13 protein-coding genes are annotated in these 15,461 nt (G+C 71.2%); 8 read left to right on the forward strand and 5 right to left on the reverse strand.

Annotation, left to right across the window (positions count from 1 at the left end; genetic code table 11):
* The first annotated feature begins 76 nt into the window (after positions 1–76).
* On the forward strand, positions 77–709 hold the full coding sequence (locus ACO2TI_RS03115) for a LysE family transporter (RefSeq protein ID WP_423281980.1): 633 nt from the start codon (positions 77–79) through the stop codon (positions 707–709).
* A gap of 27 nt (positions 710–736) precedes the next feature.
* On the opposite strand, the gene ACO2TI_RS03120 is transcribed toward ACO2TI_RS03115, so the two are convergent.
* Positions 737–2,659 carry a propionate--CoA ligase gene (locus tag ACO2TI_RS03120; protein ID WP_423282140.1) on the reverse strand — a complete coding sequence of 641 codons (1,923 nt, stop codon included), beginning with the start codon at positions 2,657–2,659 and terminating at the stop codon, positions 737–739.
* A gap of 158 nt (positions 2,660–2,817) precedes the next feature.
* Between ACO2TI_RS03120 and ACO2TI_RS03125 the strand changes: the two genes are divergently transcribed.
* Genes ACO2TI_RS03125 through glp form a run of 5 tightly spaced genes read left to right on the forward strand, consistent with a single transcriptional unit; the run spans position 2,818 to position 7,202 of the window.
* Entirely contained in the window at positions 2,818–3,534 is a 717-nt protein-coding gene (locus ACO2TI_RS03125) for a C40 family peptidase (RefSeq protein ID WP_423281981.1), read from the forward strand.
* A gap of 59 nt (positions 3,535–3,593) precedes the next feature.
* Positions 3,594–4,715, forward strand: coding sequence for a GTP 3',8-cyclase MoaA (gene moaA / locus ACO2TI_RS03130; RefSeq protein ID WP_423281982.1), 1,122 nt, complete (start codon positions 3,594–3,596; stop codon positions 4,713–4,715).
* Between the two features lie 9 nt (positions 4,716–4,724).
* Positions 4,725–5,333: a molybdenum cofactor guanylyltransferase MobA gene (mobA, locus tag ACO2TI_RS03135; protein WP_423281983.1), complete on the forward strand. Its 609-nt coding sequence runs from the start codon at positions 4,725–4,727 to the stop codon at positions 5,331–5,333.
* Positions 5,334–5,344: 11 nt separating this feature from the next.
* Entirely contained in the window at positions 5,345–5,899 is a 555-nt protein-coding gene (locus ACO2TI_RS03140) for a GNAT family N-acetyltransferase (protein ID WP_423281984.1), read from the forward strand.
* 4 nt (positions 5,900–5,903) lie between these two features.
* Positions 5,904–7,202, forward strand: coding sequence for a gephyrin-like molybdotransferase Glp (gene glp / locus ACO2TI_RS03145; RefSeq protein WP_423281985.1), 1,299 nt, complete (start codon positions 5,904–5,906; stop codon positions 7,200–7,202).
* A 127-nt stretch (positions 7,203–7,329) separates the two neighbouring features.
* Here glp and ACO2TI_RS03150 read toward each other — a convergent pair whose 3' ends face one another.
* From ACO2TI_RS03150 to ACO2TI_RS03165, 4 genes are all read right to left on the reverse strand, one after another.
* Positions 7,330–10,407: an efflux RND transporter permease subunit gene (locus tag ACO2TI_RS03150; protein ID WP_423281986.1), complete on the reverse strand. Its 3,078-nt coding sequence runs from the start codon at positions 10,405–10,407 to the stop codon at positions 7,330–7,332.
* 15 nt (positions 10,408–10,422) lie between these two features.
* On the reverse strand, positions 10,423–11,595 hold the full coding sequence (locus ACO2TI_RS03155; RefSeq protein ID WP_423281987.1) for an efflux RND transporter periplasmic adaptor subunit: 1,173 nt from the start codon (positions 11,593–11,595) through the stop codon (positions 10,423–10,425).
* A 115-nt stretch (positions 11,596–11,710) separates the two neighbouring features.
* Complete coding sequence (gene rnhA / locus ACO2TI_RS03160) at positions 11,711–12,163, reverse strand: ribonuclease HI (RefSeq protein WP_423281988.1); 453 nt, start codon at positions 12,161–12,163, stop codon at positions 11,711–11,713.
* A gap of 33 nt (positions 12,164–12,196) precedes the next feature.
* The gene (locus tag ACO2TI_RS03165) at positions 12,197–13,078 is read right to left on the reverse strand and encodes a class I SAM-dependent methyltransferase (protein WP_423281989.1); all 882 of its coding nucleotides are present in this window, start codon (positions 13,076–13,078) and stop codon (positions 12,197–12,199) included.
* On the opposite strand from ACO2TI_RS03165, the gene gloB reads away from it, so the two are divergent.
* The gene (gloB, locus tag ACO2TI_RS03170) at positions 13,077–13,862 is read left to right on the forward strand and encodes a hydroxyacylglutathione hydrolase (protein ID WP_423281990.1); all 786 of its coding nucleotides are present in this window, start codon (positions 13,077–13,079) and stop codon (positions 13,860–13,862) included. The genes ACO2TI_RS03165 and gloB overlap by 2 nt on opposite strands.
* On the forward strand, positions 13,859–15,451 hold the full coding sequence (locus tag ACO2TI_RS03175) for a transglycosylase SLT domain-containing protein (RefSeq protein ID WP_423281991.1): 1,593 nt from the start codon (positions 13,859–13,861) through the stop codon (positions 15,449–15,451). Before gloB ends, ACO2TI_RS03175 begins: the two co-directional genes overlap by 4 nt.
* The last annotated feature ends 10 nt before the right edge of the window (positions 15,452–15,461 follow it).

The following is a 15,461-nucleotide window of genomic DNA, read 5'->3' on the forward strand; positions in this document are numbered from 1 at the left end:
GCCGTAGCATCGGGCGCCTGGTCCGAGGCGGACCTGTAATTGTTTGTACGCGCCACGCGCGGCGCAGGGGAACGTGATGGAACTCTCGGTCTGGCTGACCTTCTTCGCCGCCTCCTGGGCGATCAGCATTTCTCCCGGCGCAGGCGCGGTGGCGGCGATGAGCGCCGGCCTGAACCACGGCTTCGCACGCGGCTACGTGGTCACGATCGGCCTGGTGCTGGGCATCTGGACCCAGGTGGTGCTGGTCGGCGCCGGCCTGGGCGCGCTGATCGCGACCTCGTCGACCGCCTTCGCGCTGGTCAAGTGGCTCGGCGTGGCCTACCTGATCTGGCTGGGCATCAAGCAATGGCGCGCACCGGCGGTGCCGCTGGCCAGCGCCGACGAGGGCGCCGCGGCGCGCACCGGCATCGGCGCGCTGATCGCGCGCGGCTGGGCGGTCAACGCCGTCAACCCCAAGGGCACCGTGTTCCTGCTGGCCGTGGTGCCACAGTTCCTGAACCTCGCCGAGCCGCTGCTGCCGCAGTACCTCGTGATCGGCGCGACGCTGGGCTTCACCGACCTGGTTGTGATGGGCGTCTACACCGCGCTGGCCGCGCGCGTGCTGCGCGCGCTGAAGTCGGTGCGCCAGCTGCGCATCATGAACCGCGTGTTTGGCGGTCTGTTCGTCGCCGCGGGCGCGCTGCTGGCGACCATCCGGCGCGCCGGCTGAGCGCAGGCGCCGGCAGGCGCCCAACGCTCAGGCCACCAGATCGCGGATCTGCTGCAGCGCCGCCGGATCCTCGATCGTCGTCAGGTCGCCCGGGTCGCGCTTCTCGCACACCGCCTGGATCGCGCGGCGCAGCAGCTTGCCGGAGCGCGTCTTGGGCAGCAGCGTGACGAAGCGCACGCGCGCCGGCCGCGCGACCGCGCCCAGCGTCTCGTCGACGCGCTTCATCACCTCGCCCTCGAGCCGCAGCGCATCGGCCTCGTTCGCCGCCGCCGACGCATCCTTCAGCACCGCGAAGGCCATCGCGGCCTGGCCCTTGAGCGCATCGGCGACGCCGACCACGGCCACCTCGGCGATCGCCGGGTGGCTGGAGATGGCCTCCTCGATCTCGCGCGTACCGAGCCGGTGACCCGCCACGTTGATCACGTCGTCGGTGCGCCCGAGGATGAAGTAGTAGCCGTCCTCGTCGCGGATGCCCCAGTCGAAGGTGCTGTAGACCTGCCGGCCCGGCACGGTGGACCAGTAGGTCTTGACGAAGCGCTCGTCGTCGCGCCAGACGGTCTGCATGAAGCCCGGCGGCGTCGGCGACTCGATCACCACCACGCCCTTCTGGTTCGGCTCGGTGAGGTCGGCGCCGCTGTGCTCGTCGACAAGCTTGACCTTGAAGCCGTACATCGGCACGCCGGGGCTGCCGAACTTGGGCTGTTTGGGCTCGACGCCCGGGGCGCCGTTGGCCAGCGTGAGGATGGGCCAGCCGGACTCGGTCTGCCAGTAGTTGTCGATGATCGGGCGGCCGATGCCCTCGGAGATCCAGGCCGCGGTCGGCTCGTCGAGGGGCTCGCCGGCGAGGTAGAGGCCGCGCAGCGAGCTGAGGTCGTGGCGCTTGAGGTGTTCGGGGTCGTGCTTCTTCAGCACGCGCACCGCGGTGGGCGAGCTGAACATCGCAGTGGCCTTGTACTTCTCGACCAGGCGCCACCAGATGCCGGCGTCCGGGCGGATCGGCAGGCCTTCGTAGAGGATGGTCGTCATGCCGTGGATCAGCGGCCCGTAGACGATGTAGCAGTGGCCGACGACCCAGCCGATGTCGCTGGTGCAGAAGTAGGTCTCGCCCGGCTCGCAGCGGAAGATGTTGCGCATGCTCGCGGCCAGCGCGACGGCATAGCCGCCGGTGTCGCGCTGCACGCCCTTGGGCCGACCGGTGGTGCCGCTGGTGTAGATCGTGTAGCTGGGCGTGGCCGACTCCAGCCAGGCGACCGGCACGCTGGCGTTCTTGTGCTGCTCGCGCAGCGGCGCGTAGTCGAGGTCGCGTCCGGCCACGCGCTCCATGGCGCTCAGGCCCCGGTCGACCAGCAGCACGTGCTGCGGCTTGTGCGCGGCCAGGCGGATCGCCTCGTCGAGCAGCGGCTTGTAGGGCACGACCTTGCCGCCGCGCGAGCCCGCGTCGGCGCTGACCACCAGCTTGGGCTGGGCGTCGTCGATGCGCGTGGCCAGGCTGACGCTGGCGAAGCCGCCGAACACCACCGAGTGGATCGCGCCGATGCGCGCGCAGGCCAGCATCGCGAACACCGCCTCGGGAATCATCGGCATGTAGATCAGCACCCGGTCGCCCTGGCCGACGCCCTGCGATTGCAGGATCGCCGCCATGCGCTGCACCTCGGCGTGCAGCTCGCGGTAGGAGTAGGCGACCTCGCGGTCGACCTCGGTGGAGACCCAGACCATCGCCTTCTGCTCGCCGCGCGCCGCGAGGTGGCGGTCGACGGCGTTGTGGCAGAGGTTGGTCGTGCCGCCAACGAACCAGTGCGCAAACGGCGTGCGGCTGGCGTCGAGCACGCGATCGAACGGGCGCTGCCAGTCGATCGCTTTGGCCTGTTCGGCCCAGAAAGCCTCGGGCTCGTCGACCGAGCGGCGATAGAAGTCCTCGTAGCGCATCGCTTGTCTCCTTGTCGTGCTGATCTTCGTTCGCGGCGCGGCCAGCCGCCATTGCAGGCGTCCCCACTGACGCCGCCCTGACGCTGACGCCCTCGCAAGCCGCACGGTTTCGTGCCAAGTGCTTGATAACACTATGTTTTTTCGCTTGACGCAAGGTGTGCGGCCCGATAGCCTCCCGGCCCATGCTCAAGCCGCCCCGCCCTGCCCGCCGCGTCGCGATCCTGCTCGCGACGCTCCTGGCGGCAGCGGCCCCGGTGCTGGCTGCGCCGCAGCCGCCAGCCCAGGCGGCCAGCGATCCGGTGATGAACCTGTTGCGCGAGCGCGGCCTGCTCGAACGCGGCAGCGCGGCGGCCTCGCAGTTCGCGTCGAACGCCTCGGACTTTGCGTCCGACCTCGCCTCGGATCTCGTGCTGCGGGCGATGAACTTCCTCGGCGTGCCGTACAAGCGCGGCGGCCAGAGCGCCGAGCAGGGCTTCGACTGCAGCGGCTTCACGCGCCACGTGTTCGAAAGCAGCCTCGGCCTGGTGCTGCCGCGACGCTCGCAGGAGCAGGCCAAGGCGCCGGGCTGGCTGTCGGTCAAGCGCGAGGAACTGCGCCCCGGCGACCTGGTGTTCTTCAACACGCTGCGCAGCGCGTTCTCGCACGTGGGCATCTACGTCGGCGACGGCAAGTTCATCCACGCACCGCGCACCGGCGGCCAGGTGCGCGTGGAAGACATGCGCGCAGCCTATTGGGCCAAGCGCTACAACGGCGCGCGCCGCGCGCCGGAAGGCAGCGGCGCGGGCAGCGTGTTGATGCCGGCCGCCGCCGCGCCGTTCATCCCGCCGGCCGAGATCCCGTCGACGCTGACGTCCGGCGCCGCAGCGCCGCTGGCGCCGGCCACCCCGCCGCTGCAGTAGATCGCAGGGCCTTGACGCGGCGCACGGGCGGCCCCCGCTGCGCGCGGCACAATCGGGCCATGGCGGAACGCAGCATCCCGTTGATCGATCTGCGCGCGGCGCAGCGACAGCGCCCCGCGATCTCCCTCGATCCCATCGCGCCGAGCGGCCACGTGGCCGACGCCCGCGGGCGCGAGCTGCGCGACCTGCGCATCTCGGTGACCGACCGCTGCAACTTCCGCTGCAGCTACTGCATGCCCAAGGAAGTGTTCGGCAAGGACCACCCCTTCCTGCCGCATGCCGAGTTGCTGAGCTTCGAGGAGATCACGCGGCTGGCGAAGCTGTTCGTCGCGCACGGCGTGCACAAGATCCGCCTGACCGGCGGCGAGCCGCTGCTGCGCAAGAACATCGAGCGCCTCATCGAGATGCTGGCGGCGCTGCGCACCGTCGACGGCACGCCGCTGGACCTCACGCTGACGACCAATGCCTCGCTGCTCGCGCGCAAGGCCAGGAGCCTGCGCGACGCCGGATTGCAGCGCGTGACGGTCAGCCTCGACGCGCTCGACGACGCGGTGTTCCGGCGCATGAACGACGTCGATTTCCCGGTTGCCGACGTGCTGGCCGGCATCGAGGCCGCGCAGGCCGCGGGGCTGGCGCCGATCAAGGTCAACATGGTCGTCAAGCGCGGCACCAACGACCAGGAGATCGTGCCGATGGCGCGGCACTTCCGCTCAAGCGGCATCGCGCTGCGCTTCATCGAGTACATGGACGTCGGCGCCACCAACGGCTGGCGCATGGACGAGGTGCTGCCCTCGGCCGAAGTGCGCGCGCGGCTGGCCGAGCACTTCGAGCTGCGCCCGCTCGACGCCAGCGCGCCGGGCGAGACCGCCGAGCGCTGGGCCTATGCCGACGGCGCCGGCGAGGTGGGCTTCATCTCCAGCGTCACGCAGGCCTTCTGCGGCGACTGCAACCGCGCGCGCCTGTCCACCGAAGGACAGCTCTACCTGTGCCTGTTCGCCAGCCGCGGCCACGACCTGCGCGCGCTGCTGCGCGATCCGGCCGTCAGCGACGCGCAGATCGCCGGCGCGATCGCGCGCATCTGGCACGTGCGCCAGGACCGCTACTCCGAGTTGCGCGGGCGCGCCGAGCTGCCGCCCGAGGCACGCGAGCGCCGCGTCGAGATGAGCTACATCGGCGGCTGATCGGAACCGATGGACCGACACGAGATCACCGGACTCATCCTCGCGGGCGGCCGCGGCAGCCGCATGGGCGGCGTCGACAAGGGCCTGCAGCCCTACCGCGGCGTGCCGCTGGCGCTGCACACGCTGCTGCGCCTGGGCGAGCAGGTCGGCGAGCTGATGGTCAACGCCAATCGCAATCTCGCGGCGTATGAAAGCTTCGGCGTGCCGGTGTGGCCGGACCCGCAGGGCGTCGGTGAGTACGCCGGGCCGCTGGCCGGCTTCCTGGCCGGCCTGGAGCGCTGCGAGACGCCGTGGATGGTGACCGTGCCCTGCGACACGCCGGCCTTCCCGCTCGACCTGGTGGCGCGCCTGGCGGCCGCCGCCGAGGCCCAGGACGCCGAGATCGCGATGCCGCGCACGATCGACGCCGACGGCCGCCCGCAGGTGCAGCCGGTGTTCTGCCTGCTGCGCACCTCGCTGCTCGAAAGCCTGGTGCGCTTCACCCACGAGGGCGGCCGCAAGATCGACCGCTGGACCGCCCTGCACCGCTGCGTCGAGGTCGATTTCCCCGACGACGCGGCCTTCTTCAACGCCAACACGCTCGACGAGCTTCGGCAAGCCGAAGCGCAGCGCAGCTGATCAAAGACACCATGGCCGAAGCAGCCTCAGGTCTCGACGGCATCGTGATCCGCCGCCTCGCCGCCCCCGACCTCGCCCCCTACAAGGCCTTGCGCGACGAGGCGCTGCGCCTGCATCCGGACGCCTTCACCTCCGACCACGAGACCGAGGTGCGCCGCTCGCCCGAGAGCTACCTCGGCCGGCTCGGCAACGCCGAGCCGCTGGGCGGCACCTTCTTGCTCGGCGCCTTCGACGGCGCCCACCTCGTCGGCTCGGTGGGCCTGGAGCGCGAAACGCGCAACAAGGTGCGCCACATTGCCTGGTTGATCGGGCTGATGGTGCTGCCCAGCCACACCAACCGCGGCATCGGCCGCGCGCTGGTCGATGCCTGCATCCGCGAGGCGCGCGCGGCGCAGGGGCTGCAGCTGATCACGCTGTCGGTCACGGCATCGAGCGAGCGGGTCGTGTCGCTCTACGAGCATGCGGGCTTCAGGCGCTACGGCCTGCTGCCGCGCGCGATCCGCCTGGTCGACGCTCGCGGGCGCGAGAGCTACCACGACAAGGCGCAGATGGCGCTGACGCTGTGAACCGATGAACGAGTTGCCCTCGATCGAACAGATCGCCTCCTGCGTCAGCGGCTACGACCCGAACGCCTTGCCGGTCGCGCAGGCGCAGGAGTTCATCGCCCGCTTCGTGACGCCGGTGGCGGCGGTCGAGTCGATCGCGCTGCGCGCGACGCTCGGCCGCGTGCTGGCCGCCGACGTGGTCTCGCCGATCGACGTGCCGGCGCACGACAACTCGGCGATGGACGGCTTCGCGCTGCGCGGCGCCGACCTCGCCGCCGAGGGCGACACGCGGCTGCGCGTCGTCGGCACCGGCCTGGCCGGCCAGCAGTTCGACGGCGCCGCGCCCGCGCGCGGCGAGTGCGTGCGCATCATGACCGGCGCCGTGATGCCGCCCGGCCTGGACACCGTGGTGCCGCAGGAGTTCACGCGCAGCGACGGCGACGTGGTCGTCATTCCGGCCGGTGCAGTGCGCACCGGCGACAACCGCCGCCTGGCGGGCGAGGATCTCGCGCGAGGCGAAGCTGCCTTGACCGCGGGCCGCCTGATCCGCCCGGCCGACCTGGGCCTGGCCGCCTCGCTCGGCCGCGCCGAGCTGCCGGTGCGGCGCAGGCTGCGCGTGGCCTTCTTCTCCACCGGCGATGAGCTGCGCTCGATCGGCGAGCCGCTCGATGCCGGCTGCGTCTACGACAGCAACCGCTACACAATCCACGGCATGCTCGCGCGCCTGGGCGTCGACGCGATCGACATGGGCGTCGTGCGCGACGACCCGGCCGCGCTCGAAGCGGCGTTCCGCGCCGCGGCCGACTGCGCCGACGCGGTGATCACCTCGGGCGGCGTCAGCGTCGGCGAGGCCGACTACACCAAGCAGACCATGGCCAAGCTGGGCGAGGTGGCCTTCTGGCGCATCGCAATGCGCCCCGGCCGGCCGATGGCGATCGGCCGCATCCACGCCGCCGGGCCCGGCTCCAAGGCCGCGGTGCTGTTCGGCCTGCCGGGCAATCCGGTCGCGGTGATGGTGACCTTCTATGCCTTCGTGCGCGACGCGCTGCTGCGCATGGCCGGCGCTGCGCCGGAGCCGCTGCCGATGCTGAGCGCACGCAGCGCCGAGGCGATCCGCAAGAAGCCCGGCCGCACCGAGTACCAGCGCGGCCGTGTCGTGCGCGGCGCCGACGGCGACTGGCACGTGAGCCTCACCGGCGCGCAGGGCTCGGGCATCCTGCGCTCGATGTCGCAGGCCAACGGGCTGGTGGTGCTGCGCCACGAGCAGGGCTCGGTCGCGGCGGGCGAGCGCGTCGACGTGATGCCGTTCGACGGCCTGGTTTAAGCGCGGCGCCGGGAGCGCACGCCCGGCCACCGCGTGGGGTACCAGGTCTTGCGCGGATCCGGCTTTGCCGGTCCGCTGCAAGGGCCCCCTCGGGGGGCAGCGAGCGAAGCGAGCGTGGGGGCCAACGTCACACAGCCTGTTCGCTCGGCTTGTGCGCCGCGGGCGTCTCGATCGGCCCCGGCGCCTTGCCGCGCGCGAACAGCGTGTAGACCGTCGGCACGACGAAGATCGTCAGCAGCGTGCCCAGCGTCATGCCGCCGACGATGACCCAGCCGATCTGCTGGCGGCTCTCGGCGCCGGCACCGGTGGCCAGGGCCAGCGGCAGCGCGCCGAGCACCATCGCGCCGGTGGTCATCAGGATCGGGCGCAGGCGCAGGCTGGCCGCTGCCACCACTGCCCTCGTCGTCTCCATACCCTGCTGGCGCAGCTGGTTGCTGAACTCGACGATCAGGATGCCGTGCTTGCTGATCAGGCCCACCAGCGTGATCAGCCCGATCTGCGAATAGACGTTGAGCGTGCCGCCGGTGAGCTTGAGCGCGAGCAGCGCGCCCACCATCGACAGCGGCACCGACAGCAGGATCACCAGCGGGTCGACGAAGCTCTCGAACTGCGCCGCCAGCACCAGGAAGATGAACAGCAGCGCCAGCACGAACACCAGTCCGAGCGAGCCGCTGGACGAGCGGAACTCGCGCGACACGCCGTTGAGCTCGGTCGAGTAGCCCGGCGGCAGCAGCTTGCGCGCGGTCTCGTCCATGAACTGCAGCGCCTCGCCGAGCGCATAGCCCGGCGCGAGGTTGGCGGTGATGGTCACCGAGCGGCGCTGGTTGAAGTGGTTCAGCTCGCGCGGCGAAACGCTCTCGGTCACGTTGACCAGCGCCGCCAGCGGGATCATGGTGTCGCCGCGGCCGCGCACGAAGAGCTTGTCGATGTCTTCCGGCGTCGTGCGGCCCGTGGGCTCGGTCTGCACGATGACGTCGTACTGGTCGGCGTCGCGCTTGTAGCGCGTGACCTGGCGCCCGCCGAGCATGGTCTCGATGGTGCGCGCGACCTGGTCGACCGCGACGCCGGCATCGGCCGCGCGGTCGCGGTCGACGCGGATGTAGATCTCCGGCTTGTTCAGCCGCAGGTCGGAATCGGGCTGGACGATGCGCGGGTTCTTCGCCAGCTCGGTCATGAAGTTGTTGGTGACCTGGGCGAGGTTCTCGTAGCTGTCGGAGGTGACGACCACGTAGCTGATCGGCCGCTCGCGAAAGCCCTGGCCCAGCGAAGGCGGCGTGACCGGGAACGCGGTCACGCCGGGCAGCGTCGCGAACTTGGGCTGCAGCTCGCGCGCGATCTGCAGCGTGCTCTTGTCGCGCTCGGACCAGTCCTTGGCACGCAGGAAGGCGATGCCTTGCGCCACGGTCGGATTGCCGGCGACGACGAAGATGCGGTCGAACTCGTCGTAGCCGCGCGCCACGTCGTAGATGGCGTTGAGGTAGCGCTGCGTGTACTCGAGCGTCGCGCCGTCGGGGCCGCTGACGCTGGTGAAGATCACGCCGCGGTCCTCCAGGGGCGCAAGCTCGCTCTTCATGCCGTGGAACAGCCACCAGGCGCTGCCGCCGGCGGCCGCCATCACCGCCAGCACGATCCAGCGCCGCGCCAGGCTCCACGACAGCAAGCGCTCGTAGCCGCGCGTGATCGCCACCAGCACCGCCTCCATGCCGCGGTCGAAGCGGCCGGGGTTGGGGTTGTGGCGCAGCAGCTTGCTGCACATCATCGGGCTCAGGGTCAGCGCGACGAAGCCCGAGACCAGCACAGCGCCGGCCAGCGTCAGCGCAAACTCGGTGAACAGCCGCCCGGTGCGACCCGGCGTGAAGGCCAGCGGCGCGTACACCGCCGCCAGCGTCAGCGTCATCGCGACGACCGCGAAGCCGACTTCCTTGCCGCCTTGCAGCGCGGCCTGGAACGGCGTCGCGCCCTCCTCGATGTGGCGGTAGATGTTCTCGAGCACGACGATCGCGTCGTCGACCACCAGGCCGATCGCCAGCACCAGCGCGAGCAGGGTCAGCGTGTTGACCGTGAAGCCGGCCAGCGCCATCAGCGCGAACGCGCCGATCAGGCTGACCGGGATGGTGACCAGCGGAATGATCGACGCGCGCACCGTGCGCAGGAACACGAACACCACCAGCGCCACCAGCGCGACGGCTTCGGCGATCGTGTGATAGACCGACTCGACCGAGCGCGCGATGAACACCGAGTTGTCGTTGGCGACCTGCACCTTCAGGCCCGGCGGCAGGTCCTGCTGGATCTTGGGCATGACCTCGCGCACGCCGTCCGAGACCTCGAGCGGGTTGGCGGTGGCCTGGCGGATCACGCCCATCGACACCGCCGGCACGCCGTTCAGGCGCACGCTGGAGCGCTCGCTCGCCGCGGCCTGCTCGATGCGCGCGATGTCGCGCATGCGCACCGTGAAGCCGTTGACCTGCTTGACCGCGATGTCGGCGAACTGCGCCACGGTGTTGAGGTCGGTGCGCGCGGTGACGGTGAACTCGCGCTGGCGGCTTTCGATGCGCCCGGCCGGCACCTCGAGGTTCTGCTTGCGGATCGCGTCCTCGGCGTCTTGCACCGTGAGGCGGTAGGCGGCGAGCTTGTCGGGGTCGAGCCAGACGCGCATCGCGTACTGGCGGTCGCCGTTGACCTGCACGTCGGCCACGCCCGGCACCGTCTGCAGGCGCGGCTTGACGATGCGGTTGACGACGTCGGTCACGTCCAGCGGCGAGAGTTGCTCGCCGGAGAACGCGAGCCAGATGGTCGGCGTCGCGTCGGCCTCCACCTTGGCGATCACCGGCTCGTCGATCGCATCCGGCAGGCGCCCGCGCACGCGCGAGACGCGGTCGCGCACGTCGGCCGCGGCGTTGTCCGGGTTCTTCTCGAGCTTGAAGCGCACCGTGATCTGGCTTTGCTCCGAGCGCGAGATCGAGGTCAGGATGTCGACGCCGTCGATGCCGGCCAGCGAGTCCTCGAGCGGCTTGGTGACCTGCGACTCGATCACCTCGCTGGAGGCGCCGACCAGCCGGGTCGACACGGTGACCACCGGCTCGTCGATGCGCGGGTACTCGCGCACCGACAACCGGCTGAACGACACCACGCCGATCAGCACGAGCAGCAGCGACAGCACGGTCGCGAAGACCGGGCGGCGGATCGAGGTTTCGGCGAGTTGCATGGCGGGGTCTGCGGGTCAGACAGGCTGGCGCGCCTTGGGTGCCGACGCGGCCGACGCCGCCGGCACGGCCGATCCGACCTGCACCACGCGCAGCGGCACGCCGTCGCCGCGCATCAGGCGCGCCTGGCCGGCGGTGACCACGGTGTCGCCGTGCGCGACGCCGTTCAGGATCTCGACCTTGCCGGCGCGGCGCAGTCCGGTCGCGACCTCGAGCCGCTGCGACACCGGACCCTGGGCACCTTCGACGACCTTGACGACGAACTGTTTGCCGCCCTGCGGCACCAGCGCCTCTTCGGGCACCATCACCGCGCCGCTGCGCTCGGCCAGCACGACGCGCACTCGCGCGAACATGCCCGGCTTGAGTGCCGCCGCCGGCTGCGCCAGGCGCGCGCGCACCGCGAGCGAACGGCCGTCGGCGTCGATCACGGATTCCAGCGCATCGACCCGCGCCTCGAAGTCCTGGCCCGGCAGCGCGTCGAACTGCATCGCCACCGACTGGCCCGGCTTCACGCGCGCCGTGAAGCGCTCGGGCAGACGGAAGTCGACATAGAGGCTGGACACGTCCTGCAGCGCGACGATGTCGGCGCCGTCCTTCAGGTAGTCGCCGACGTTGACCTTGCGGATGCCGGCCACGCCGTCGAAAGGCGCGAGGATGCGCAGCTTCTCGAGCTGTGCCTGCGCGAGCGCGACCTGCGCCTGCGCGACCTCGAGGTTGGACTGCGCCTGGTCGACCACGCTTTGCGTGACGAAGTTCTGCGCCACCAGTTCCTTGTTGCGCGCGAGCGTGGTGCGCGCGATCGAGGCCTGGGCCTGGGCCTGCTGCAGCTGGGCGCGCGGCAGGCTGTCGTCCATCTGCACCAGCAGCTGGCCGCGCCGCACGCGCTCGCCGTCCTGGAAGCCGAGCTGCACGATGCGCCCGCTGACCTCGGGGCGCACGACCACCCCCTGGCGCGCGGTCAGGCTGCCGACCGCGGTCGTGTCGTCGGTGAGGCTTTGGCGCAGCGCCTGCGCCACCTCGACCGCCGCCGGCCCGCCGGCGGCGGTCGGCGCCGCGGCCTGGGCGCCGTTGGGCACCGTCGCCTCGGTGCGCGGCGCGGACGGCGCTGCCGCGCGGTGCTGCCACCACCAGGCGGCGCCCGACAGTCCGACCAGGCCGACGACGGCCACGCTCAAGTGCAGTCTCTTCATCTGAATCGTTGTCTTGCCAACCCGCGATCGTCGCCCGATCGCCGAGCGCCCACCGGCTTCAGCCCAAAGCCCGACGCGGCACCCGGAGAAACATTGCCTTCACGTCCGCATCGCTTCACCGCACGCGCGGAACGCCGCGATTGGCCAGCGCGTCGGCGCGCTCGTTGCCCGGGTCGCCCGCGTGGCCGCGCACCCAGTGCCAGTCGATGCGGTGCAGCGCCACCAGCGCTTCCAGCCGCTGCCACAGCTCGACATTCTTCACCGGTTTGCCGTCGGCCGTGCGCCAGCCGCGCCGCTTCCAGTTGGCGAGCCACTCGGTGATGCCCTTGCGCACGTATTCGCTGTCCAGGTAGAGCTGCACGTCGCAGCTGCGCTTGAGCGAGGCCAACGCCTCGATCACCGCCATCAGCTCCATGCGGTTGTTGGTGGTCTGGGCCTCACCGCCGAACAGCTCCTTGTGGTGGTCGCCGCTGACGAGCCAGGCGCCCCAGCCGCCGGGGCCCGGGTTGCCCTTGCAGGCACCGTCGGTGTAGATCGTGACGCTCGGTCGCGCAATCGGAAGAGTCATGAAGCAGTCGTGCAGGGAATGCGAGCGGCCGGCTCAGCGGCCACTGGAGAGACGGTGGTGATGACGATGGTGGTGGCGGTGCGTCGCCACGGCCGGCGAGGCGCGCGGCGCCGGCGCGCGCTTCCAGGCCGGCCCGATCAGGCGCATGCCGCGCACCCGCTTGATCGCCACCACCATGTAGACGGCGCCGAACACGGGCCACCAGCGCTCGCCGGTGGGCTCCATCCAGCGCCAGCGGTCGAGCCAGCGCTGCGAACGCAGCGCCGGGCGCCAGCAGCCGAAGCCAGCGCTCTCGACCTCGAAGCCCAGCAGGCGCAGCCAGTCGCGCAACCGGCGCTGGGCGATGAACTCGCCGGTGCGCGGCAGGAACAGCGCGCGCGACTCGTGGGCCAGCCCCAGCCGCAGCGCCCAGCGGCCGAACCACTGGCGCAAGCCCCACAGGCTGGCCGGGTTGAAGCCGAGCACGACCACGCGGCCCTCGGGCACCAGCACGCGCTCGACCTCGCGCAGCGCCTGGTGCGCGTCGCGCGCGAGCTCCAGCGTGTGCGGCAGCACGACGAGATCGAGGCTCTGGCTGGCGAACGGCAGCGCGTCGAAGTCGCACAGCACCGCCGCGGCCACCGGCGCGGGCTGTGTGGCGGCCGGCGCGCTGTTGTCGTCGGCCGGCGGATCGTCGGAAAGCGACGCCGGCCGCTCCACCGCGAGGTCGCCTTGCTCGCCCACCACCAACCAGCGGTGCGGCATGCGGTTGCTGCGCAAGCCATCGACCTCGGGCAGGCCGAGCTGCACCGCGTGGAAACCGAAGATGTCGCCGACCAGCGCATCGAGCCGCGCCTGTTCCCACGCCGCGAGATAGCGGCCCGGCGGGGTCGCCAGCCAGGGGTGCAAACCTATAATCGGCGCCTCTTGCGTCATGAACCTGGTCGCTGTTCCCGCCTTCACGGACAACTACATCTGGATGCTTCACGACGGTCGTGCGGCCATCGTCGTCGATCCGGGGGAAGCGGCACCGGTGGAGCGCGTGCTCGACGAGCGCCGGCTCGATCTGCAAGCCATTGTAGTGACGCACCACCATGGCGATCACGTCGGCGGCATCGACGCGCTGCTGCCGCGGCTCGCGCCTGACGCGCCCGGCGGCGGCGTGATCGGCACCGGCCGCGAACGCATTCCGCATCGCACCCGCGCCGTGCTGGGCGGCGACGTCGTCACGCTGCTCGGCTGCGACTTTCGCGTCATCGACGTGCCCGGCCACACCGCCGGCCACGTCGCGTTCTACGGCGAGCCCGAGGGCGAAGCGCCGATCCTGCTTTGCGGCGACACGCTGTTCTCGGGCGGCTGCGGCCGCCTGTTCGAAGGCACGCCGGCGCAGATGCTGGCTTCGCTGGATGCACTGGCTGCGCTGCCCGGCGAGACGCGGGTGTGCTGCGCGCACGAGTACACGCTGGCCAATCTCGCGTTCGCGCACGCGGTCGAACCCGGCAACGCCGAGCTCGCCCGCTACCGCGAACATTGCAAGCAATTGCGCGCACAGGGGAACCCCACGCTGCCGAGCACGATCCAGACCGAGCGCGCGATCAACCCCTTCTTGCGCGCACGCGAAGCGGCCGTGATCGAAAGCGCCCGCCGCCAGGGTGCCGCGAACGATGCCCCAGTCGAGGTGTTCGCGACCCTGCGCGAATGGAAGAACAATTACCGATGACCCTGAATCCGCCACTGCGCCTGTCACTGCGCCTGCGACGACTTCCGCACCTGCTCGCCGCCGCCCTCGGCCTGTGGTTCGCCGGCTGCGCGAGCGTCCCCAGCGAGCCCGCTGCCGCCCCCCTCGAAGCCGCCGCCTCGGCGCCCGAAACGCCTGCATCGGCGCCCGACGTTGCCGTCGTCGCTACCGCGCCCGCCGCGAGCGCGCCCGAAAACAACGAAGCCGCCGAAGCCGCAGGCGCGCCGACCGACCCTCTGCGCCCCGACACGCCGGTCGCGCTCGACGACGAATCGGCGCGGCGCGATCTCTGGGTGCGCGTTCGCCGCGGCTTCACGATGCCCGACATCGACACCGAGCTGGTCGAGAAGCACGCGCGCTGGTACGCGAGCCGTCCCGATTACGTGCAGCGCATGACCGAGCGCTCGAGCCGCTACCTCTATCACATCGTCGATGAACTCGAGCGCCGCGGCATGCCCAGCGAGCTCGCGCTGCTGCCCTTCGTCGAGAGCGCGTTCAACCCGCAGGCGATGTCGGTCGCCAAGGCCTCGGGCATGTGGCAGTTCATGCCGGCCACCGGGCGCGATTACGAGCTGCACCAGAACATCTTCCGCGACGACCGGCGCGACATCCTCGCCTCCACGCGCGCCGCGCTCGACTACCTGCAGCGCCTGTACGGCATGTTCGGCGACTGGCATCTCGCGCTCGCGGCCTACAACTGGGGCGAAGGCAACGTGCAGCGCGCGATCGCGCGCAACCAGCGCGCCGGCCTGCCGACCGACTACCTCAACCTGCGCATGCCGGCCGAGACCGCGAACTACGTGCCCAAGCTGCAGGCGGTGAAGAACATCGTCGCGCAGCCGCAGAGCTTCGGGCTCGAGTTGCCGCCGATCGAGAATCACCCCTACTTCCTGAGCGTGCCGATCCAGCGCGACATCGACGCCCAGCTCGTCGCGAACCTGGCCGGACTGCCGCTCGACGAGTTCAAGGCCCTCAACCCTTCGCTGAACAAGCCGGTGATCCTGGCCGCCGGCACGCCGCAGGTGCTGCTGCCCTACGACAACGCGAACCGCTTCGTGCGCGTGCTGCCCGAACACAAGGGCCCGCTCGCGAGCTGGACCGCGTGGGTCGTGCCGCGCACGATGAAGCCGTCCGAGGCGGCCAAGCAGGTCGGCATGAGCGAGGCGCAGCTGCGCGAGATCAACCGCATCCCGCCGCGCATGCTGGTCAAGGCCGGCTCCACGCTGCTGGTGCCGCGCAACGGCCACCGCGACCGCGACGTCGCCGAGCATGTTGCCGACAACGCGATGCTGGCGCTCGCGCCGGAGCGCGCGCCGGGCCGGCGAGTCGTCGTCGCCGCCAAGCCGCGCGACACGCTGAGCTCGATCGCCAAGCGGCACGGCGTGAGCCTCGCGTCGCTGGCGCAGTGGAACAACCTGAGCCCGAATGCGAGCATCGGCCGCGGGCAGCGCATCGTGCTGTACCTGCCGGCCAAGGCCCAGGCCGCCAAGGCCGGCAAGACCGCCAAGCCTGCCGCCGGTGCACGCAAGACCGCCAGGACCCGCGCCGGCCGCAAGACCGCCAGTCGCTGAGCTTGACCGC

Origin of the sequence: Caldimonas sp. KR1-144 (assembly GCF_049446155.1) — a bacterium.
Classification (GTDB): domain Bacteria; phylum Pseudomonadota; class Gammaproteobacteria; order Burkholderiales; family Burkholderiaceae_C; genus Rivibacter.

What these genes read in the sequence shown, in the direction of transcription:
- ACO2TI_RS03115 (WP_423281980.1), top strand. Translation starts at nt 77, where the DNA reads ATGGAACTCTCGGTCTGGCTGACCTTCTTCGCCGCCTCCTGGGCGATC.
- ACO2TI_RS03125 (WP_423281981.1), top strand. Translation starts at nt 2,818, where the DNA reads ATGCTCAAGCCGCCCCGCCCTGCCCGCCGCGTCGCGATCCTGCTCGCG.
- moaA (WP_423281982.1), top strand. Translation starts at nt 3,594, where the DNA reads ATGGCGGAACGCAGCATCCCGTTGATCGATCTGCGCGCGGCGCAGCGA.
- mobA (WP_423281983.1), top strand. Translation starts at nt 4,725, where the DNA reads ATGGACCGACACGAGATCACCGGACTCATCCTCGCGGGCGGCCGCGGC.
- ACO2TI_RS03140 (WP_423281984.1), top strand. Translation starts at nt 5,345, where the DNA reads ATGGCCGAAGCAGCCTCAGGTCTCGACGGCATCGTGATCCGCCGCCTC.
- glp (WP_423281985.1), top strand. Translation starts at nt 5,904, where the DNA reads ATGAACGAGTTGCCCTCGATCGAACAGATCGCCTCCTGCGTCAGCGGC.
- ACO2TI_RS03150 (WP_423281986.1), bottom strand. Translation starts at nt 10,407, where the DNA reads ATGCAACTCGCCGAAACCTCGATCCGCCGCCCGGTCTTCGCGACCGTG.
- ACO2TI_RS03155 (WP_423281987.1), bottom strand. Translation starts at nt 11,595, where the DNA reads ATGAAGAGACTGCACTTGAGCGTGGCCGTCGTCGGCCTGGTCGGACTG.
- rnhA (WP_423281988.1), bottom strand. Translation starts at nt 12,163, where the DNA reads ATGACTCTTCCGATTGCGCGACCGAGCGTCACGATCTACACCGACGGT.
- gloB (WP_423281990.1), top strand. Translation starts at nt 13,077, where the DNA reads ATGAACCTGGTCGCTGTTCCCGCCTTCACGGACAACTACATCTGGATG.
- ACO2TI_RS03165 (WP_423281989.1), bottom strand. Translation starts at nt 13,078, where the DNA reads ATGACGCAAGAGGCGCCGATTATAGGTTTGCACCCCTGGCTGGCGACC.
- ACO2TI_RS03175 (WP_423281991.1), top strand. Translation starts at nt 13,859, where the DNA reads ATGACCCTGAATCCGCCACTGCGCCTGTCACTGCGCCTGCGACGACTT.